This is a genomic window from Rhizobium sp. 1399, from assembly GCF_031455475.1.
Taxonomy (GTDB): domain Bacteria; phylum Pseudomonadota; class Alphaproteobacteria; order Rhizobiales; family Rhizobiaceae; genus Rhizobium.
Genome location: NZ_JAVDSU010000002.1, coordinates 458306 through 476033, shown reverse-complemented (window position 1 = coordinate 476033; position 17728 = coordinate 458306). Strand labels below are relative to the sequence as shown.

Below are 17728 nucleotides of genomic sequence, written 5' to 3'. Positions count from 1 at the left end.
CATCACAGTTAAGTCGCTGCTGGCTATGATGTGTCCGGCTCAGGATGTTTGAGACAAGTGGTTCGATGCGCGTCTCTGGCTTTGCGCCATTTGCGGACAAAGCGGTGGTTGTACCACCTCGGCGCCGTTACGAGCCGCCGCCGATGCCTAGTTTGCGCCTTTGCCGCCGGCTTCGGTACGAAACGTTTTGGCCATCAGCGTCTGGTCCAGCTGAGGCAGCTTTGTGACCGAGTAGACGAAGTCGACATTGATGGAGCCAAAGGTGACGATCACGACGTATCCTTTTCAGGCCACCTGAACGAAGTGGCCGTCACCGGCTTGTTCGTAGGTGCGCTTCGGCGGCACATAATCTGCAGCGCGGAACGGGCTCTTGATCTCGGCGTCGGAGATCCGTCGCGGCTGCCGGCGTGACGGACCGGCGATCGGCACCGCCGCCATCAGGCGCTTGGTATATTCGTGCTGCGGGTTTTCGAACACAGCCTGGCGCGGGCCGATCTCGACGATTTCGGCGAGATACGTGACCGCCACCCGATGGCTGATGCGCTCGACCGCCGCCATGTCATGGCTAATGAAGAGATAACCGAGGCCGTATTTTTCCTGCAGGTCGAGCATCAGGTTGATCACCTGCGCCTTCACGGAGACATCGAGCGCGGAAACGGATTCGTCGGCGATCAGAAGCTTTGGCTCCAGCGCGAGCGCACGCGCGATGCAGACGCGCCGGCGCTGGCCGCCGGAAAACTCGTGCGGAAAACGATCCGCCATCGAAGCTGCAAGGCCGACACGTTCCAAGAGATCGCCGACACGTTGGCGGGCTTGCGAAGCCGTCGCGAGGCCATGAGTGACGCGGGGCTGTCCAAAGTCAGACAGCGCCTCAACGCCGCTCGATGGAGGAACAAAAACCGCGCATCGATGTTGTGCTCTTCAAAGGCTTGCATGCTCGGAGGAATAGACAATGCAGAAAACGCTTCAGTTCGTGCTCGTAGGTATGGCGGCCATGTCCGGGCTGACAGTCCTCCCGACGATCGCGTCAACTCAGAATCTGGAACTGCGCGTAGGCCCCGGAGGCATCGGCGTCTACGACCGTGATCAATATGAACGCTACGACCGGCGGCCACGAGGCTGCCCTCCTCGGGAGGCCCTTGACATTGCGCGAGGCGAAGGGCTCCGCAGAGCACAGGTCGTCCGGGTGACACCTCGAAGCATAGTCGTCGAAGGGTTCACCAGACGAGGTCCGGATCGGATGATCTTCGCAAACCGTCGGGGATGCCCCGAAATCTAGCCAGGAGAAATAACTATGATGAGCGGACCTATGAAGGCCCTACTCGGCGTTCTCGCAGTTGCCGGGTACCAGAACAGAGACAAGATCGGCGAATTTCTGCGGGGGCTGCAAGACCGGCAGCGTGACGGAGCGTCAGCCCCGCAACCAAGCGACGATCAGGGAGGCGTCAGGCCCGGCGGCTTTGGAGACCTTCTCGGCGGTCTCACCGCGGGGGGCATCCTCAGCGGGGGACTGGGCGATCTCCTGAAGACCTTCCAGCAAAACGGCCAGGGCGAAAAAGCGGAGTCCTGGGTCAAGCCCGGCCCTAATGCGGAGATCAACGATGGCGAACTCGAGCAAGCGCTGGGCGCCGAGACCTTAGACGAGTTGGCTGCCAAGACAGGGCTCTCTCGAGAAGAAATTCTCGCCCGTTTGAGCCGCGACCTTCCCAAGGCGGTCGACGACCTCACCCCTAATGGCCAAGTCCCCAGTGCCGAGGATAATTTTCTGTCCTCTGCCAGCAACAATACGTCACGAGGACAGACATCGATCTAGTCGGCGTCGATGCCACGTGGAGATGCTCTTGCGCGACAGCAAGCGTCCCTTGGCGACGGCCAGCAGATAGCGCTCGTGGGCAATCGAGAAGAAGCGCAAGGAGCCGATATTCTCTACCGGCCTGAATCGAGCGGCAGACGCTGCTCGATTGGATCGGCGCGGATGTGCATCTGGTCCAGGCGATCCCCCTGCGTCAGACAGAAACGGCGTGACGGCGATCTATCCTCCCGATACCGCCGTCGCGGCACTTTTCGACACTCTTGGCAGCGCCGTGCAACGCGCCTCCAGGAAGGAGTACGATCTTCTTGCGGCAGCGAGTGCGCTGATGTCGACCTATTTCGGGGTGACGGAGATCGCGACGGCGTGGCTTGCAGAGTTGGACTTGCGCAATCGAAGGCCCATTCCTATCTCGCCCCTCTGTTCGAGAGGCTTGCCAGATGCGCAAACGAGGACCCAGACGCGAGCGTTGTCGAACTGAGCCGCGAGTTCGCCACCAAGGGCGGACTGAACGAACAGGTCCTTACGGACTTCCAGACGAAAGGCGGCCAGGCTTCACTCCATGACGCACTTGGCCGGGTGCTTGCCCGCATCCAGGGCCGTCCCTAGAACGTCGGGGGCGTGCAGGCGCTGACGACCTCGCAGGCAGCGGGGCCAACGCATCGAAAGCGATGCGGGCGGCGGCTCTCGAAATAATAGGCGTCACCCGGACCTAGGATTCGTCGCTCATTGTCGACTGTGACCTCGAGTCTTCCCGACAGGACGATGCCGCCCTCCTCCCCCTCATGCACAAGGGGCACCTTTCCCGTGTCGGCGCCGGGCTGATAGCATTCCTTGAGGATCTGCAGGCTTCGGCCGAACATGCTCTCGCCCACCTGCCTGAAGGAGATGCCGCCCTTGCCGATCTCGACCAGTTCGTCCGCGGCATAGAATGCCTTCCTTGGCTTTTCCGGCTCCAGGGCAAAGAATTCCGCAAGTCCGATGGGAATGCCATCCAGGATCCGCTTCAACGCACCGACCGACGGATTCGAGGCATTCGATTCAATCAGCGAGATCGTCGAGTTCGGCACTCCGGTCCGCTTCGCCAGTTCACGCTGGGAAAGCTTGCGAGCCGTCCGCACATAGCGCAGGCGGTTTCCAAGATCAAACGACATGTATCACCGTTTATGTTGTCCAGAATATCGAAATCTGTAGGTCAGCACTCACGTATATTCAATAGGTTACGGGCACAAAGAAAAGGACTTGTTCGATCGATGAAAATACGGGAGGTCTCTCTGACAGCCAAAGGAGGGCAAGATGGATCAGATCAGCAAGACGAACGCGCCGGTGCTCGATAATTTCTGGATGCCGTTCACGGCGAACCGCCAGTTCAAGGCGGCGCCCCGCCTCCTCGCTTCCGCTGAGGGCATGTACTATACCGATGTCGACGGCAACCGCGTTCTCGATGGAACGGCTGGCCTCTGGTGCTGCAATGCCGGCCATGGCCGCAGGAAAATTTCCCAGGCCGTTGAGCGCCAGGTATCGACCATGGATTTTGCGCCCACCTTCCAGATGGGACACCCGATCGCCTTCGACTTCGCAGCCAAGCTCGCAAAAATCGCGCCCGGCGGGCCTGACGCGAAGCTCGACCGGATTTTCTTCACCGGTTCCGGCTCGGAATCGGTCGACACTGCACTGAAGATTGCGATCGCCTATCAGCGAGCGATCGGCCAGGGCACCCGCACCCGCATTATCGGCCGGGAAAAGGGGTATCACGGCGTCGGTTTCGGCGGCATTTCGGTTGGCGGCCTCGTCAACAATCGCCGGATGTTCCCGCAGATCCCAGCCGACCACATGCGCCACACGCTCGACGTGGAGCGCAATGCCTTCACCAAGGGCCTGCCGGACCATGGTGCCGAGCTCGCCGACGATCTCGAACGCCTCGTTCAGCTACACGGGGCCGAGACCATCGCCGCCGTCATCGTCGAACCGATGTCCGGCTCCGCAGGCGTTATCCTTCCGCCGAAGGGATATCTACAAAGATTGCGCGCCATCGCCGACAATTACGGCATTCTCCTGATCTTCGATGAGGTGATCACCGGCTTCGGACGGCTCGGAACGCCGTTCGCAACAGACTATTTTGGCGTCATTCCAGATTTGATCACGACGGCGAAGGGGCTGACGAACGGCACGATCCCGATGGGGGCGGTCTTTGCCAGCCGGAAGGTCTATGACGGACTGATGGTCGGTGCGGAAAACGCCATCGAGCTGTTTCACGGCTATACTTATTCGGGCCATCCGGTCGCCTGTGCCGCCGGTATCGCTACTCTGGAGATCTACGAGGAAGAGGGGTTGCTAACCCGTGCCGCCAGCCTTGCCGATCACTGGCAGGAAGCCCTGCATTCGCTGAAGAGCCATCCCCATGTTGTCGACATCCGCAACCTTGGTCTTGTCGGCGCCGTGGAGCTTACGCCTCGCGAGGGCGCGCCGGGCACACGCGCCTATGACGTCTTCGTCGATTGCTTCAACAAGGGACTGCTGATCCGCGTCACCGGCGACATCATCGCCCTCTCCCCGCCGCTTATCGCCGAGAAGAGCGAAATCGAAACGATCGTATCCAAGATCGGCGATGCCCTGAACCGGGTGGCGTGAATACAGCTAAGACATGGACATTGCGCAACGAGAAAGAAGCGTATCGGAGCTTTCAGCATAGATGAGGTAATCGGCTTCGTGCCTCATCTTCGCCGACCGGAAAGGAAGGTGCTGCGCCCCGAGCTTATGATAAACCGTGGTGTGTTCGTAACAGCCCCAAGCAAAAGAGTGCCGATCTAAATCGTCTGCGTCGTCTTTCCGGCAACTGAGCGGACGATCTCGGTTTCGCGCCACTCGGGCCTCAGCGACCGGCGTCCGTTTCGATCCCTTTCGGGTACCAGCGATTGCTGAAACTGGGCTTGCGGGTGATGTCCTGTTGTTGCCATTGAACCTAAGGATCATATTCCAAACTTGGCCATTCCAGCCGCATCCCAAAAAAGGAACCGCACGCTCAGTACATTGGCTCCACCGTCACACATGGGCTTGACCAAAGGCGAACTCACCTTCGTCAGATTCACGATAGAGCGATGCGATCAGAACTGCTGCATAAAGAGCCGCTACTCCACCCAAAACGATCCAACCGCTTACCGGTCCGAGCGCGGCATTCGCCACTAGGTCGCTCCAACGGTTGACGACCTCGGCCTTTGTATCGTCTGGCAGCAATTTCGGTGACGATATCTTCAATGCCCATGCGAGAACGAGGATAAGATACATCCAACTGTAGTTGCGGCGAATCCTTCGGAACACGGCCTGCCTATACGAAATAAAGAATGTCGGCCTGCGCAGGCTTTGTGCAATTGCGCACGCCCAATCCACGTTCAGTTCGGCTTGCGGGCTTAAAACCTGAGCGAAGTAATAGCGCTCCAATTGTCGCACCCGGCTGCGGTAGACGTCGAAGAAGCGATAGCGTCGTGCTTCGATCAGCAAAAGAAGCGATACAAGCAGCATGCCGAACACGATCACCCCATGATGAGACGTCGGTGTCGACAATGAGACCGATAACAGTGCCGCGACGACGGTGATTGCCCAGTTGGATGTCCGGTCAATTCGGTCCCGCCAACTTGTCATCCGGCCCATCTCACCGCGATAGTAGTGGATAACCGCATTCACCTTCTCAGTGGAACTTGTCGGAAGCGGCGGGCCAATTCGCTCGTCTGAGTCCGTGTTGAGCGGAATTGCAGGTTTCTGTCCTATGAGAGTCTCCATGGCTTGGGTCCTCCAGTGCAGGTACATCTGGAAAACGACCGGCAGTGCGCGCGTGTTCCTCCATCTCAGTCATCGTTTTAGTCAAATCGGCCAGACCGACAATAACAGCCCGCCCGGCCCCATCCAAGTGTGTTGCACTGATGCCCGATGGGGGTCAGAAAATCGCAGCCGGCGAGGCTGAAGCCACTTCGACGGGCGGCCAGCGCCGGGAGGGCGAACGATGATCGAAAGGCTTGGCACGCTCTTCCGCCACCATGCGGAGCGGTTTTGCTGTTCGGTGTTTCCACCTTTAGCCACGCCGCGATGGTTCTCAGGACGGGAACAAAGCCTTGAAGGTTGACTCTCCGGCATCGGCCATTAGCTTTCCACACGCACTGAGGTGCTTTCGACTACCTTTCTGAAACAAACGAATGGTGAGTTAAGTGAAGGGAATCAAAGAACTTTCGCATAGCGAAATCGATCATGTCTCCGGCGGCGCTTCCGTTACCGGGTCTGTCAGAAGCTATATTGACGGCGCGGCCGCATTGGCCGGCGGCGGGGCTATGGGTTATGCCGCGGCAATCGGTGCCGGGGTCGGTCTATCGACCTTCGGTGTCGGCGCTCTTGCCGTCGGAGCGGTGGGCCTCGGAGCTTACGGCATCTACAGGCTCGCAACGGCCTGAGACAATTCCTTTTAAATCACTCAGGCTCTTCGCCGTCAGGCGGAGAGCCGCCAGAGATCGGTCCGCGCCCGCAAGTGGCCGATTGGCTCCATCCTCAGAAAGCGTGACCGTTTGCTTTCAGCCAGCCGCTTTTACGCCGATCCCTGGGCAAGCTGGGGATACGAGTCGAGCTTTGATGGAACACTGCTGGCATGGTGGGGCACGAAGGGCGGACACCCGACGGTTTTCGTCGGCGAGATCACAGCAAAGCCGCTGAAGGCCTTTGCGAGCTTTTCCGGACCCCTGTTGCATTTCTCTTGGCGCGACTACGCCAACCGGCTGCTGCTGACGGAAGGGGACCGGCTGTTCGAGGTGGATCCCAGACGTCCGAACGGACGCATCGACGTCACGCCGCAGGGTTTCCAGACCTGGCAGATCATTGCGGAGCCGTCCGCCCCCGGCGCAAGACAGGCCGTCATCTCGCACGACCGCAGCCCCGTCTTCACCGATCTTTACACGACGCTCGCCGACGGCACGGCACGGCAACTGCTCGAGGAAAATTCCGGGCGCACCGAAAGCTGGCTGCTCGATGCCGATCTGCTGCCCTGCCTGCGTGTCGAGCGCAGCGAGGATGGCGCCAGGCGCTATGTCGCAAGGCTTGCCGACGGCAGCTGGAAAGAGATTGCGGCGCTTAAGGCTGAGGAAACGCTGATCATCTGGAACGCCGACCCGCATGGCCTGCGCTACGAGGCACTGTCGAACCGCGGCCGCGACAAGATCGCCCTCGTCGGCATCGATCCTTCAACCGGGCAGGAAACCGCAATCGCCGGCAGCGACGCCGTCGATATCCTCGATGCGATCCGTTTCAACCCCGCAGAGCCGACCGACCTTGTCGTCATCCGCAACGGCTTTCCACGGCTCGTGCCTATCTCTAAACGCGGTGAGGCCTTCGCCGAACTCGTGTCCAGCGCTGGCCGGCATGCCGATTTCGAAATTTCCGGCGCGTCGAAGGATGGCAGGATCATCGCCGCCTCCGTCTCTTTCGACGCGCAGCAACCGCGCGCCATGCTCTTCGATCTCGCTGGGAAAACCGCTCTGACGCTCGGGCCTGGGCCGCAGGCGTTGCCCGCGACGGCAACCACGCCCGTAGAGATCGCCGCACGCGATGGCGAGCAGTTGAGCGCCATTCTCACCTTGCCGGAAAAGGCTAAAACACCCCTGCCCGCCGTCATCGCCGCCCATGGCGGCCCGGCCCGGCATGAGAATTGGGGCTTCGACCGCGACAGGGCCTTCCTGGCAAGTAGGGGCTATGCCGTACTGTCGGTCAACTATCGCGGCTCGACCGGTTTTGGAAAGCGCTTCCAGGCGCTCGGCTTCCGGCAGTTCGGCCGCGCCATGCAGGATGACCTCGCCGATGCCGCACGCTGGCTCATCGACAAGGGCATTACCGTGCCCGGCCGCATCGCCATTCAGGGCGAAAGTTTCGGCGGCATGATCGCGGCGCTCTCCATGAGCCGCGACCCCGGGCTGTTTGCTGCAGCCATCATCGATTATCCCGTCGTCGACCTGCCCTTTCAGATGGAACACAACCCCGCCAGCTGGGCGCTTTTCACCGAGCAGGTAGAGCAATATTTCGGCACCCCCGCCAATGAGGCGGATGCCCGCGCACTCACTGAATCCTCGCCGATCAACCAGGTCGAGCGCGCCGAGGGCGCCTTCCTGCTGACGGCAGGCGAAGCCGATTCGATCGTCGGTGCGGAGCAGACCAGGCGGTACGAAATGGCGCTGCGCAAAGCCGGTCGCGCGGTGACCGCTCACTACTTCGCCGGCGAAGCACACGGCTACACGAAATGGCAGACGAAACTGGCCAGAGCCCGTGCAATAGAGCTCTTTCTTGCCGGTTGCATTGGCGGAAAGGCAAAAAAATTCGATTGGCGGACGGCCCTAGCAAGGTATTGGAAATAAGAAAAAATTGGTCCTCCAGATGATTTACACACGCAGTGCGCGTCAATTTCATTGGTCACGAAGGGTTGATGCTCGTGCTGATTGCTCTAAACTTGCTCTCGTTCGCTAGAAACGGCGGATTTCTGTTCACCTCGGAGGCACCTATGGCTGACGTTCAGAGCGTTAACGCAAATTCGAACGACTACTACATCCTTCCCCTCGAAGACTTTGAGATAGATGCGGTCAATGGCGCCGGCTCCTGGGTCGGCCACGTCGATCGCGGCATGATCGGCGGCACGGCTGCGGCCGGCGCTACCTTTTCGACGACAGGCAGTCTCAGCAAGGCGGGAATAGCCAGCGGATTTGGATTTGCCGCGGGTGCCGGGAACAGCGTCTACAATGGCGGATTATCCGGTAGCGGCAACTCGAGCGGCCGCGTGATCTGCACTCATTTCTATCGACGTGGAAAACTCGATCGCGATCTTTGGCGCGCGGATCTTGAGTTCACCTTTGCGAACCTGTCGGAAACCACCATTCGCGGCTATCACTACTGGGCTATCCCTTACGTGCACCTGATGCGCCGCAGCCGGCTCGCAGAACAGATCATGTATCCGCTGGCAAGGGCCCGTGCTGAGGAAATAGCCTTCCAGGCGGGCCGTCGCGCCAAAGGATCGATTTCCGGTAAGATCGTTCGTCTGATCGGCGAACCGATTTGCTACGTGATCGGCTCCATGGTGAAGCAAAAGGACTTTGCGCCGCTTTGGACCGAAACCAGTAACGGGTGAGGTGTCGCCATGACCGCACTCCAACGCATCATTATCAGCGAAATCGGTCTTTCCGCCATCATTGCGGCGGCCGCGGTGATCGGGTTGCCGAAGCTCAGCGATCCGGCAGCGCCGGTAAACTATCCGCTGGCTATCATCGTGTTTCTGGCATGCTCCGCTGCCTTCGTTGGGTACGAACTTTTCGCCCGGCGGACCTGAGCTTTCGAAGCTGACACGATCAGGGGCCGGGTCACCGGCCTCATTCTCATCGCGCAGAGCCCGTCCCTTCCGTCGAAAGCTTCATTTTTCCTCTCAAGGTTGACGAATATTCCTCTTCGCCTAGCTCCTTTAGGGACGACAGAGGAGGAAATTCAAGTGAATGTCGATACAGGCATCCAGCCGGCCTTGCCCCGCCCCTACCCGATCAGAGGTCTTGTCTCGTTGAGATGAACCTGTTTCGCCGAGAAGCTCTGGAAAGACAATCCCAGCGGCTGGCCGGAACGGTCTCCATGGCCGTACCGATGGGCTGGCATCTGACCGGCTATCTGATGGCTGTCGTGCTTGCGGGCGTCGTGATCTTCCTCTCGATGGCGAGCTATTCGCGCATCGTCCAGGCGACTGGCGTCATCCTGCCAGACAAAGGCATTGCCGTGGTCATCCCGCCCCGCGCCGGCGTCATCATGCAGATGATGGTGTCCGATGGCGACCATGTGAACGAGGGACAGGAACTGATCGCCGTGCGCTCCGAGGACTATCTCGTCAGCGGCGAATCCGCCTCGAAAAAAGTCGCCGAGATGCTGCAGCGGCAGAATGCCAGCATCGACGAGCAGCTGCAGGAAGTGAAGAATGACGAAGCGTCCCAAACGGCGCAGTTTTCCGCGCAGATCTCCGGCTTCGAAACGCAGATTACCAAACTCGAAGGCCAGATCGGCCTGCAGCAGGATCTCATCAAGTCGATCGAGGCCGATGTCGAGCGCATTCGCGGCCTCGTCAGCAAGGGCATCGTGGCCCAGCGCGACGTGCTGCTGCGCGAGGACTCGCTGACCGAGCGCCGCCAGCAGATGTCGGTCATCGAGAGTACGCTGTCCGAACGGCGCTCGGATCTTTCCGATGCGCAACGCATGCTCGACCAGGTGAAAGCCCGCGCCAATGAGAAGATGGCATCGCTGGAGGCCCAACGCGAAGACGTCAATCGCGGCATGGCGACCAACGAGCAGTCGCGCGCCTATATCATCCGCGCCGCCATGCCCGGCACCATATCGGGGCTCACCGCCAGGATCGGCGAGGCCGTCAATCCGCAGCAGGCGCTGATGAGCATCGTGCCCGATCAGGCCGTGCTGCATGCCCAGCTCGACGTGCCGAATGCGGCAATCGGTTTCATCGAGGTCGGCCAGGATGTTCGGCTCGCCATCGACGCTTTCCCCTACCAGAGCTTCGGCACCGTCGGCGGCCATGTCAGCAGCCTGTCGAAAAGCCCGGTGTCGCGCAGCGGCGCCGGCAGCGCCAATCTCAACTATCTCGTCAAGATCGAGCTCGAACGGCAGGATATCCTCGCTTACGGCAAGCCGCAGGCACTGTTTCCCGGCATGACGCTGTCGGCCCGCATCGCGACGGCCCGCCAGTCGCTGCTGGAGTGGCTGTTCCAGCCGCTCTACGCCTTGCAGCGCCGCTAGGAGACGCACCCCGTGAACACTGCCGTCCTCCAATCAGGCTTCCTCTCCAGCGCCCGCGTGCGGCTGATCCGCCAGACGGAAGTCAGCGAATGCGGCCTTGCCTGCCTTGCGATGATCGCCGGCTTCTACGGACGCAGCGTCGATCTGGCGACCATGCGCCGGCGCTTCACGCCCTCGCTGCGCGGCGCGCCGCTCTCGAGCCTCATCAAGATCGCCGACCGGATCGGCCTGTCGCCGCGCGCCGTCAAGCTGCCGCTGGAGCAGATCCCCAATCTGGCGCTTCCCGCCATCCTGCACTGGGATATGAACCACTATGTGGTGGTCGAAAAGGTCTCGGCCGGCAAGGTGCTGATCCACGATCCTGCGGGAAGAAGCGAATGGCTGCAGACCTCGGAAGTGTCAGGCCATTTCACCGGCGTGGCGCTGGAGCTGAGGCCCAACGAAACATTCGAGAAGAAGAGTGAGCGCGAGACGCTGCGCTGGTCGCAGCTCTGGAGCCGTATTACCGGGCTTGCCGGCGCCTTCGTGCAGGTGCTGGTCTTGAGCCTGGTGTTGCAGGTCTATGTGCTGGCGCTGCCCTACTACCTGCAGATCGGCATCGATACTGCATTGCCGGCCCTCGACCACGATCTGCTCAGCGTCCTGGCGCTGGGCTTCGGACTATTCACCGTCTTCAATGCCGCTGCGAGTTTCCTGCGCTCCTTTGTCATCCTTGCCGCGGGTTCCGCCCTCGGATTCGGCATTGCCGCCAATATTGCCCGCAAGCTCTTTCGCCTGCCGCTCGACTGGTTTCAGAAGCGCGAGGTCGGGGACATCCTCTCACGCTTCCAGTCGGTGACACCGATCCAGAAGCTGCTGAGCGAAGGAATTGCGGCGACACTGGTCGATGGCGTGTTGGCGCTGACGACGCTAGTTATCATGTTCTTCTACAGCGCCAAGCTGGCGCTGGTCGCTATCACCGCCTTCTTCCTCTACTTCGTCGTGCGCCTCGTCTCCTTCTCGCTGGAACGCCGGGCACAGGAGGGCAGCATCATTGCCCATGGCAAGGAACAGACGGCGCTGATCGAGACGATTCGCGGCATCCAGACCTTCCGGCTCTACAACCGGGAAAGTATGCGCCACAGCATGTGGCAGACGCTGCTGACGGATGCAGTTAACGCCAATATCCGCGTCTCCCGCGTCGGCATCTGGCAAAGCACAGCCAATGCGCTGATCTTCGGGCTGGAAAACATCGTCACGATCTGGCTCGCAATCGGCTTCGTCATGGAGGGTGGCTTCAGCGTCGGCATGGTCTTTGCCTATCTCGCCTACAAGGGCCAGTTCCTGGAAAAGACCGGCAACCTCGTCGACCAGGCAACGGCCTTCTTCATGCTGCGCCTGCATCTGGAACGTCTGTCCGATATCGCACTCGAACCCGACGATCGCAGCTTCGGCTCAACCGAGAATTCGATGACGAAGCTCAAGGGCGCCATCGAGCTCAAGAACCTCTCTTACCGCTACTCGCCGACCGATCCACTGGTGCTTTCCGATGTCGGCCTGACGATCCGCGCCGGCGAGCATATCGCTATCACCGGCCCTTCGGGTGCGGGCAAGACCACGCTCTTGAAGCTGATGATCGGGCTCTTGGAACCGATGAGCGGCGACGTGCTGATCGACGGCATGCCGCTCAACCAGTTCGGCCACAAATCCTTCCATAACCAGATTGCAGCCGTGCTGCAGGACGACAATCTCTTCGCCGGCTCGATTGCCGACAACATCGCCCTCTTCGACGAGCAGCCGGACCGGGACGCCATCATCGCCGCCGCCAGTGCCGCGGCCATTCACGACGAGATCATGGCGACACCGATGCAGTATGAGACATTGGTGGGCGACATGGGTTCCAGCCTGTCGGGGGGCCAAAAGCAGCGCGTGCTTCTCGCGCGTGCCCTTTATCGCAAACCGAAGATGCTCTTCCTCGACGAAGGCACCTCGCACATGGATGTCGCCAACGAGGCCCGCGTCAACGCCTCGGTCAAGGCCCTCGGCATCACCCGCATCATCGTCGCCCACCGCCTTGAAACCGTGGCTTCGGCCGATCGCGTGCTTTATCTTGACCAAAACGGCCTCGTGTCGGTTGAGACAGAGCACGTGTTCAGTGATGGTAGCGGAAGGTGATTTGTCCGAACACGATCGTGAGACCCCAATCTGGATGACCCGATGGGTGATGACCTTGCGCGCCCCAAGTCTTATCCAGTCTTGAGTTGCTCCAGCAGTCGACCAACCCACGGCGTACGTGGGTGACGTGACAGAGATTGAAGATGAGATCGATATGCTAAAGCAACTTCAAATTGCGCGACATGAAGCGTCGTTCTTCGCTGTCGCCAGACAGATCGCAGCTGCTGTGTAAAGTCCAAAGGGCAGGAAACACGAGTACCATTTGCCTAAAATCAAAGACCGGTCAGCGGTCGGGGTGTGTCTCCACTGATGGGTGCGTTTGCGAAAAGCAGGCAGAGCGAACGGATGAAGGAAGGTCTTATTCAGATGCGTCTTCATGTCGGGCCAAAGTAAAATCGATTAGCAATATCCGGGACGGTTGACCTCCTGCGATCTGGCTGCTTTGGAAAGCTGCACTTCGATAGAACAATGATTTTTCGTTGAAGGCGAACTCTTAGCGGTTTCGGCTCTTTCCTGCGGTGAGATATATGACGTCGGATTTCAATGCCGAGCTCCATGCCCGGCCTTCCATCTACTTTACCGGCCCCGCCTTTGTTGAACACATCGCGCTCATGCCATCCGCCCTCCCCGCCTTTCATGGCAGTCGCTATCTACCCGACGGAGGCAACAATGACGATCCGCGAACACAGGTAGAGCACCACACCGAGTTCGTGACCATCACGCGTGTCACCCAATTGAGCGCAGAAGCCGACACGTGGCCGGTTTCCAGCCTTTCGGTCGATGACATCGCGGCGCTGGTAGAGATGGACGCGCCACGGCTCATATCCCGGGTGGGTATCCTGGTGCTCGGCTCCACACCAGCGGAACTCGGATCAACCCTTTCAAAGCTCAGATTTCGCGATACCGCTGCGTCGTTAATCGGCGGCGGGGCGGCACAGGTGTGTTCGGATTTTCGTGTCCAGGACGACCAGACGAGTCGCATCCTTCTTTTCAACAAGGATCTGAATGCCTACCGCCTCGGTAGAATGGTTCGGAGGATCTATGAGATCGAAACCTATCGATCCATGGCCCTGCTCGGTCTTCCCGAAGCCCGCCGGCTAGCTCCGCTGCTCGGAGATTATGACAAGAAGCTCGTGCAATTGACGAACCGAAACCAGACGACGCCGACCACTGAGCATAAGAGACTGCTCGACGAAATCTCCAGCCTGTCCGCCCAGATCATTTCGGCGGCTGCCGAAACACGCAATCGTTTCGGCGCAACGTCCGCCTATGCAAAAATCGTCGAGGAACGCATCGGCGAGCTACGCGAATCTCATGTTGCGGGCTTCCAGCGGTTTGGAGTTTTCGTTGCGCGGCGCTTCCGACCTGCCGTTCGAACCTGCGAAGCGACCGCGTTGCGCCTAGATCAGCTCTCCCACGCAACGATGCACCTGATCGACCTTCTGCAGACACGCATACAAGTCGAGATCGAATATCAGAATGCCATCCAGATCCAGGCGATGGCAGACCGGGCCGCGACACAGGTCAAGATCCAGAGGGCGGTGGAAGGATTTTCCATCATCGCCATCAGCTATTATCTTCTCAGTCTGCTCAAGGTCGCTTTCGAGACCGCCGATCACGCTGGCTTTCACATCAGCCCGTTGGCGATGCTCGTATCGATCCCACTCGTTATTGGAGCCGTTGCCATCTCCATACTGCGCGTGAAACACGCGCTTTCAGCGCATGCGTGAAGACGATTTGTTTTCAATGCTACGCGAAATGCTTTTCGGAGCCGCCACCGGGACAACGGAAAGCCTGGCTCTCGATCAAAAGAACGAAATCCTTAAGCCCGGAGGACGCTGCGCAACACGACCTCCGCGTTGCTACAAGATCACTCGCCGAATGCCTCGATGTTCGGCCGCATCCAAAAAAGCCGACGCGATCAGTGATTGAGGATTTTGCTCAGAAAGGATTGTGAGAGAAATGATCCGGGCTGCAAAAACCGGGCGGGAGCGCGACTTCGACGATCTCAAGATTTTCGGTTTGATGTGCCTAAAGGCTTCTGTCGGCCCGAAGCGGTCATGCCTCAGAGTGGGCGCCCCCAGCAGCCAGTTCAATAAGGTCACGTATTTCGCGATGAGAGCGAAGCACCACTACAGGAAGATCCGCCCCATGCTGATCAATCTGCTTGATGAAAAGAGGGGCGTATTTCTTCTCGAAATTCCAGATGTAGGACAGGAACTCTCGATCAGGCAGCGGTTCAGGGCAGCCCTCGGCCATCGCTGGGCGAACTGAACCGTAGTAACGAGAAACACGTTTCAACAGGCCGAGCAGCGCGGTACGTCTAGGCACTCGCACCCACAATATCAGTTCAGTTCGGGGCAGCCTGATATCGAATGAAGACGCTCCGCTGCCATCCATGACCCACCGCTCGCGGTGAACCAACTGCGCGATGATGTCTCGTTGTTCACTTCGATCACGCTCTTTCCACCCAGGAAGCCATCGTACATCGGTCAAGCGACTGGAATTCGGGATGGCGGAACGCCGCAATCTTTGCAGAGAACGTCGTCTTGCCTCCGCCCGAACATCCGATAACCAGCACGCGCTGAACTTTCGTGAGAAGGTCTGCCGCTTCCCCCAGAGAAACATATCGTGGCATCCACCCGTCACCTCTTTGACCAACATGCTGCAGAAATTGATTATTTGTTCCCCCATACCGTGGCAATGTCCGCTGTTGGCGCGAGCTACCGTCTCATCATGGCGGCAGTCTTGGAAACTGCTTAGAGCATCTTGGTCAAGGTGCAACCGGGACACCGCTTGCCGAAAGCTCAACGGTCTTAGCGAGAATGAGGTTTCTGGGACAGAAAATATCTTGTCGCAGAGCAATCCCTTGCGCCGACAGCAATCAGTCCTCTATCGGGAAAGCAAAGCCAGCTTTCACTCGATCCATTACCACCATGGTTTTGAAACCTTTGATGTCGTGGTTCTCATAGAAGAACCGACGTGTGAAGGCTTCGTAGTCCTCCATGTCTTTCGCCGTGATGACCAGGATGAAATCGGCATCTCCCGTCACGTAATAGCCGATCATCACTTCCTTTGTGGCGCGGATCGCCGCCTTGAATCGATCAACGATGTCAGCCCGTTCGCGCTCTAGAGAGACAAGCACGATCATGGTGATGCCGCGCCCGGCAGCCTTGGGCGAGACGATCGACACATCCGCTTCGATCACCCCTTCCTCACGCAAGCGCTTCAGCCGTCGCTGACAGGCCGTCGGTGAGAGATTGACGATCTGCGCCAGCTCTTCCGAGGTCAGGCGATTGTTCTTTTGAACAGCCTGAAGCAGCGCTCTGTCGGCTCTATCGAGAGTAGTCATGCAGAAATCCTGCGGGCACAGTCCAAATTGAGCACAATTCCTGCATGGTGGATCAGATCAATGCAGTCAAACGATCATGGCCTACCATTAGTCTCTTTGTAAACCCAATTTGGAGATTCGTATGAAAGGTATTGCCAGCGCTGCGCTGAACAACCTGCAACGACCCGATCTGATCGAGCGCCGCGCCTTTCTGAGTGGCACATGGGCTTCGCGCGAAGAGACGCTGAGCGTCACCGATCCGGCAAGCGGCGAATACCTCGTCGACGTGGCAGCCTGCTCGCTTGAAGATGCCGACGCTGCCGTCGACGCGGCGAAAAATGCCTTTCTCGATTGGCGTGACAAGCTTGCCGTCGAACGTGGTCAGATCCTTCGTGTCTGGGGAAAGCTGATGCGCGACAACGCGCAGGACCTCGCCGTCATCATGACGGCCGAACAGGGCAAACCGCTGGCAGAGTCGCTAGGCGAGATTTCTTATGCCGCGAATTTCCTCGAGTGGTTTGCCGCCGAAGGCGAGCGTACTTATGGCGAAACGATACCGAGCCACCTGCCGGGCAGCCGCCTCGCGGTACAGATGCAGCCGCTTGGTGTCACCGTCGCGATCACGCCTTGGAATTTTCCCTCCGCCATGATCACCCGCAAGGCAGGTGCTGCGCTCGCGGCCGGCTGCACCATGATCGTCAAGCCTGCCCCGGAAACACCACTATCGGCGCTTGCTCTGGCAAAGCTCGCGCAGGAGGCCGGGATGCCCGCCGGCGTATTCCAGGTTCTCACCGGCGAAGCTGCACCGCTTGCGCGCCGTCTGCTGGAACACACGGATGTGCGCGCATTTTCCTTTACCGGCTCTACTGAAGTCGGGCGCATTTTGCTCAGGCAATCTGCCGCCACGGTGAAGAAGGCCTCGTTGGAACTTGGCGGCCACGCACCATTCATCCTGTTCGGCGACTCCGAGCTTTCCAAAGCCGTAAAGGGCTGTATGGGCGCAAAATTTGCCACGTCAGGGCAGGACTGTCTCGCCGCCAATAGGATTTACGTCCAGCGCGGGCATTACGATCACTTCGTCGATGCCTTCGCCAACGCGACCCGGCAGCTCAAAGTCGGTCACGGCCTCGACCCCCGCACCGATATCGGGCCGATGACACGCCCTTCGGTCGCTGAAAAATGCCGCCAGCAGATTGCGCAGGCGCTTTCCGCTGGCGCGCGTCTCGTCTGCGGCGGACAGGACAGCCCGCTTGGCGGCAATTTTGTCACGCCGACCGTGCTTGCCGATGTCACCGATGACATGCTGATCGCACGCGAAGAGACCTTCGGCCCAGTTGCCGCAATCCTGCCGTTCGATGACGAACAGGAGGTCCTCGCCCGAGCCAATGCCACCGAAATGGGGCTGGCAGCCTACGTCTACACCAATGATCTTGGTCGCGCGATGCGCCTGACCGACCGGCTCGAATACGGCATGATCGCCGTCAACACCTCGAAATTCACCGGCGCGCCCATCCCCTTCGGTGGATGGAAGCAATCCGGCCTTGGTCGCGAAGGCTCCCGCCACGGCGTCCTGGAATATCTCGAAACAAAATATGTCTGCTTCGGCAACCTCGCCGCATGAAAGGATCTGTGCT

General features: G+C 59.5%; 15 protein-coding genes and 4 pseudogenes. 12 read left to right on the top strand and 7 right to left on the bottom strand.

The features are described 5' to 3' along the window. Positions 1 to 147: 147 nt before the first annotated feature. Positions 148 to 273, bottom strand: a complete 126-nt coding sequence (locus J2X71_RS08290; protein ID WP_310381036.1) for a hypothetical protein — start codon at positions 271 to 273, stop codon at positions 148 to 150. Positions 274 to 285: 12 nt separating this feature from the next. Beyond that, positions 286 to 852: pseudogene (locus J2X71_RS08285) on the bottom strand (ATP-binding cassette domain-containing protein); the annotation flags it as partial. 100 nt (positions 853 to 952) lie between these two features. On the opposite strand from J2X71_RS08285, the gene J2X71_RS08280 reads away from it, so the two are divergent. Further along, positions 953 to 1279, top strand: a complete 327-nt coding sequence (locus tag J2X71_RS08280) for a hypothetical protein (protein WP_310381034.1) — start codon at positions 953 to 955, stop codon at positions 1277 to 1279. A gap of 15 nt (positions 1280 to 1294) precedes the next feature. Continuing rightward, positions 1295 to 1813: a YidB family protein gene (locus J2X71_RS08275; protein ID WP_310381031.1), complete on the top strand. Its 519-nt coding sequence runs from the start codon at positions 1295 to 1297 to the stop codon at positions 1811 to 1813. 27 nt (positions 1814 to 1840) lie between these two features. Here the strand turns inward: J2X71_RS08275 and J2X71_RS38095 are convergent. Then, positions 1841 to 1936, bottom strand: a pseudogene (locus J2X71_RS38095) (LysR family transcriptional regulator); the annotation flags it as partial. Positions 1937 to 1941: 5 nt separating this feature from the next. Between J2X71_RS38095 and J2X71_RS38090 the strand changes: the two are divergent. Next, a pseudogene (locus J2X71_RS38090) lies at positions 1942 to 2419 on the top strand (pyrroline-5-carboxylate reductase); the annotation flags it as partial. Here J2X71_RS38090 and J2X71_RS08265 read toward each other — a convergent pair. Then, a complete protein-coding gene (locus tag J2X71_RS08265) occupies positions 2416 to 2964 on the bottom strand; it encodes a cupin domain-containing protein (RefSeq protein ID WP_310381026.1) in 549 nt (182 codons plus the stop codon). The pseudogene J2X71_RS38090 and the gene J2X71_RS08265 overlap by 4 nt on opposite strands. Positions 2965 to 3106: 142 nt before the next feature. Here J2X71_RS08265 and J2X71_RS08260 point away from each other — a divergent pair, with 142 nt between their 5' ends. Further along, positions 3107 to 4441, top strand: coding sequence for an aspartate aminotransferase family protein (locus tag J2X71_RS08260; protein ID WP_310381023.1), 1335 nt, complete (start codon positions 3107 to 3109; stop codon positions 4439 to 4441). 411 nt (positions 4442 to 4852) lie between these two features. Here the strand turns inward: J2X71_RS08260 and J2X71_RS08255 are convergent, their stop codons facing one another. Further along, complete coding sequence (locus J2X71_RS08255) at positions 4853 to 5587, bottom strand: DUF2270 domain-containing protein (protein ID WP_310381020.1); 735 nt, start codon at positions 5585 to 5587, stop codon at positions 4853 to 4855. A gap of 422 nt (positions 5588 to 6009) precedes the next feature. Between J2X71_RS08255 and J2X71_RS08250 the strand changes: the two genes are divergently transcribed. From J2X71_RS08250 to J2X71_RS08220, 7 genes are all read left to right on the top strand, one after another. After that, a complete protein-coding gene (locus J2X71_RS08250) occupies positions 6010 to 6249 on the top strand; it encodes a hypothetical protein (protein ID WP_310381018.1) in 240 nt (79 codons plus the stop codon). Positions 6250 to 6360: 111 nt separating this feature from the next. Next, the gene (locus J2X71_RS08245; protein ID WP_310381016.1) at positions 6361 to 8193 is read left to right on the top strand and encodes a prolyl oligopeptidase family serine peptidase; all 1833 of its coding nucleotides are present in this window, start codon (positions 6361 to 6363) and stop codon (positions 8191 to 8193) included. A gap of 68 nt (positions 8194 to 8261) precedes the next feature. After that, on the top strand, positions 8262 to 8957 hold the full coding sequence (locus J2X71_RS08240; RefSeq protein ID WP_310381013.1) for a hypothetical protein: 696 nt from the start codon (positions 8262 to 8264) through the stop codon (positions 8955 to 8957). 9 nt (positions 8958 to 8966) lie between these two features. Beyond that, positions 8967 to 9155: a hypothetical protein gene (locus tag J2X71_RS08235; protein ID WP_310381009.1), complete on the top strand. Its 189-nt coding sequence runs from the start codon at positions 8967 to 8969 to the stop codon at positions 9153 to 9155. Between the two features lie 290 nt (positions 9156 to 9445). Beyond that, a complete protein-coding gene (locus tag J2X71_RS08230) occupies positions 9446 to 10609 on the top strand; it encodes an HlyD family efflux transporter periplasmic adaptor subunit (RefSeq protein WP_310381006.1) in 1164 nt (387 codons plus the stop codon). A gap of 12 nt (positions 10610 to 10621) precedes the next feature. After that, positions 10622 to 12763: a peptidase domain-containing ABC transporter gene (locus tag J2X71_RS08225; RefSeq protein WP_310381003.1), complete on the top strand. Its 2142-nt coding sequence runs from the start codon at positions 10622 to 10624 to the stop codon at positions 12761 to 12763. A gap of 527 nt (positions 12764 to 13290) precedes the next feature. Then, positions 13291 to 14493, top strand: a complete 1203-nt coding sequence (locus tag J2X71_RS08220) for a DUF3422 domain-containing protein (protein WP_310381001.1) — start codon at positions 13291 to 13293, stop codon at positions 14491 to 14493. Positions 14494 to 14821: 328 nt separating this feature from the next. On the opposite strand, the pseudogene J2X71_RS08215 reads toward J2X71_RS08220, so the two are convergent. Both J2X71_RS08215 and J2X71_RS08210 read right to left on the bottom strand, forming a co-directional pair. Continuing rightward, positions 14822 to 15401 (bottom strand): annotated as a pseudogene (locus J2X71_RS08215) (AAA family ATPase). A gap of 246 nt (positions 15402 to 15647) precedes the next feature. Further along, a complete protein-coding gene (locus tag J2X71_RS08210; RefSeq protein WP_310380998.1) occupies positions 15648 to 16115 on the bottom strand; it encodes an Lrp/AsnC family transcriptional regulator in 468 nt (155 codons plus the stop codon). 121 nt (positions 16116 to 16236) lie between these two features. Between J2X71_RS08210 and J2X71_RS08205 the strand changes: the two genes are divergently transcribed. Next, positions 16237 to 17715, top strand: coding sequence for an NAD-dependent succinate-semialdehyde dehydrogenase (locus J2X71_RS08205; protein WP_310380995.1), 1479 nt, complete (start codon positions 16237 to 16239; stop codon positions 17713 to 17715). Positions 17716 to 17728: the final 13 nt, after the last annotated feature.

Excerpts from the sequence above, each read along its gene's own strand:
- J2X71_RS08280 (WP_310381034.1), top strand. The coding sequence starts at position 953 with ATGCAGAAAACGCTTCAGTTCGTGCTCGTAGGTATGGCGGCCATGTCC.
- J2X71_RS08275 (WP_310381031.1), top strand. The coding sequence starts at position 1,295 with ATGATGAGCGGACCTATGAAGGCCCTACTCGGCGTTCTCGCAGTTGCC.
- J2X71_RS08265 (WP_310381026.1), bottom strand. The coding sequence starts at position 2,964 with ATGTCGTTTGATCTTGGAAACCGCCTGCGCTATGTGCGGACGGCTCGC.
- J2X71_RS08260 (WP_310381023.1), top strand. The coding sequence starts at position 3,107 with ATGGATCAGATCAGCAAGACGAACGCGCCGGTGCTCGATAATTTCTGG.
- J2X71_RS08255 (WP_310381020.1), bottom strand. The coding sequence starts at position 5,587 with ATGGAGACTCTCATAGGACAGAAACCTGCAATTCCGCTCAACACGGAC.
- J2X71_RS08240 (WP_310381013.1), top strand. The coding sequence starts at position 8,262 with ATGCTCGTGCTGATTGCTCTAAACTTGCTCTCGTTCGCTAGAAACGGC.
- J2X71_RS08235 (WP_310381009.1), top strand. The coding sequence starts at position 8,967 with ATGACCGCACTCCAACGCATCATTATCAGCGAAATCGGTCTTTCCGCC.
- J2X71_RS08230 (WP_310381006.1), top strand. The coding sequence starts at position 9,446 with ATGGCCGTACCGATGGGCTGGCATCTGACCGGCTATCTGATGGCTGTC.
- J2X71_RS08220 (WP_310381001.1), top strand. The coding sequence starts at position 13,291 with ATGACGTCGGATTTCAATGCCGAGCTCCATGCCCGGCCTTCCATCTAC.
- J2X71_RS08210 (WP_310380998.1), bottom strand. The coding sequence starts at position 16,115 with ATGACTACTCTCGATAGAGCCGACAGAGCGCTGCTTCAGGCTGTTCAA.
- J2X71_RS08205 (WP_310380995.1), top strand. The coding sequence starts at position 16,237 with ATGAAAGGTATTGCCAGCGCTGCGCTGAACAACCTGCAACGACCCGAT.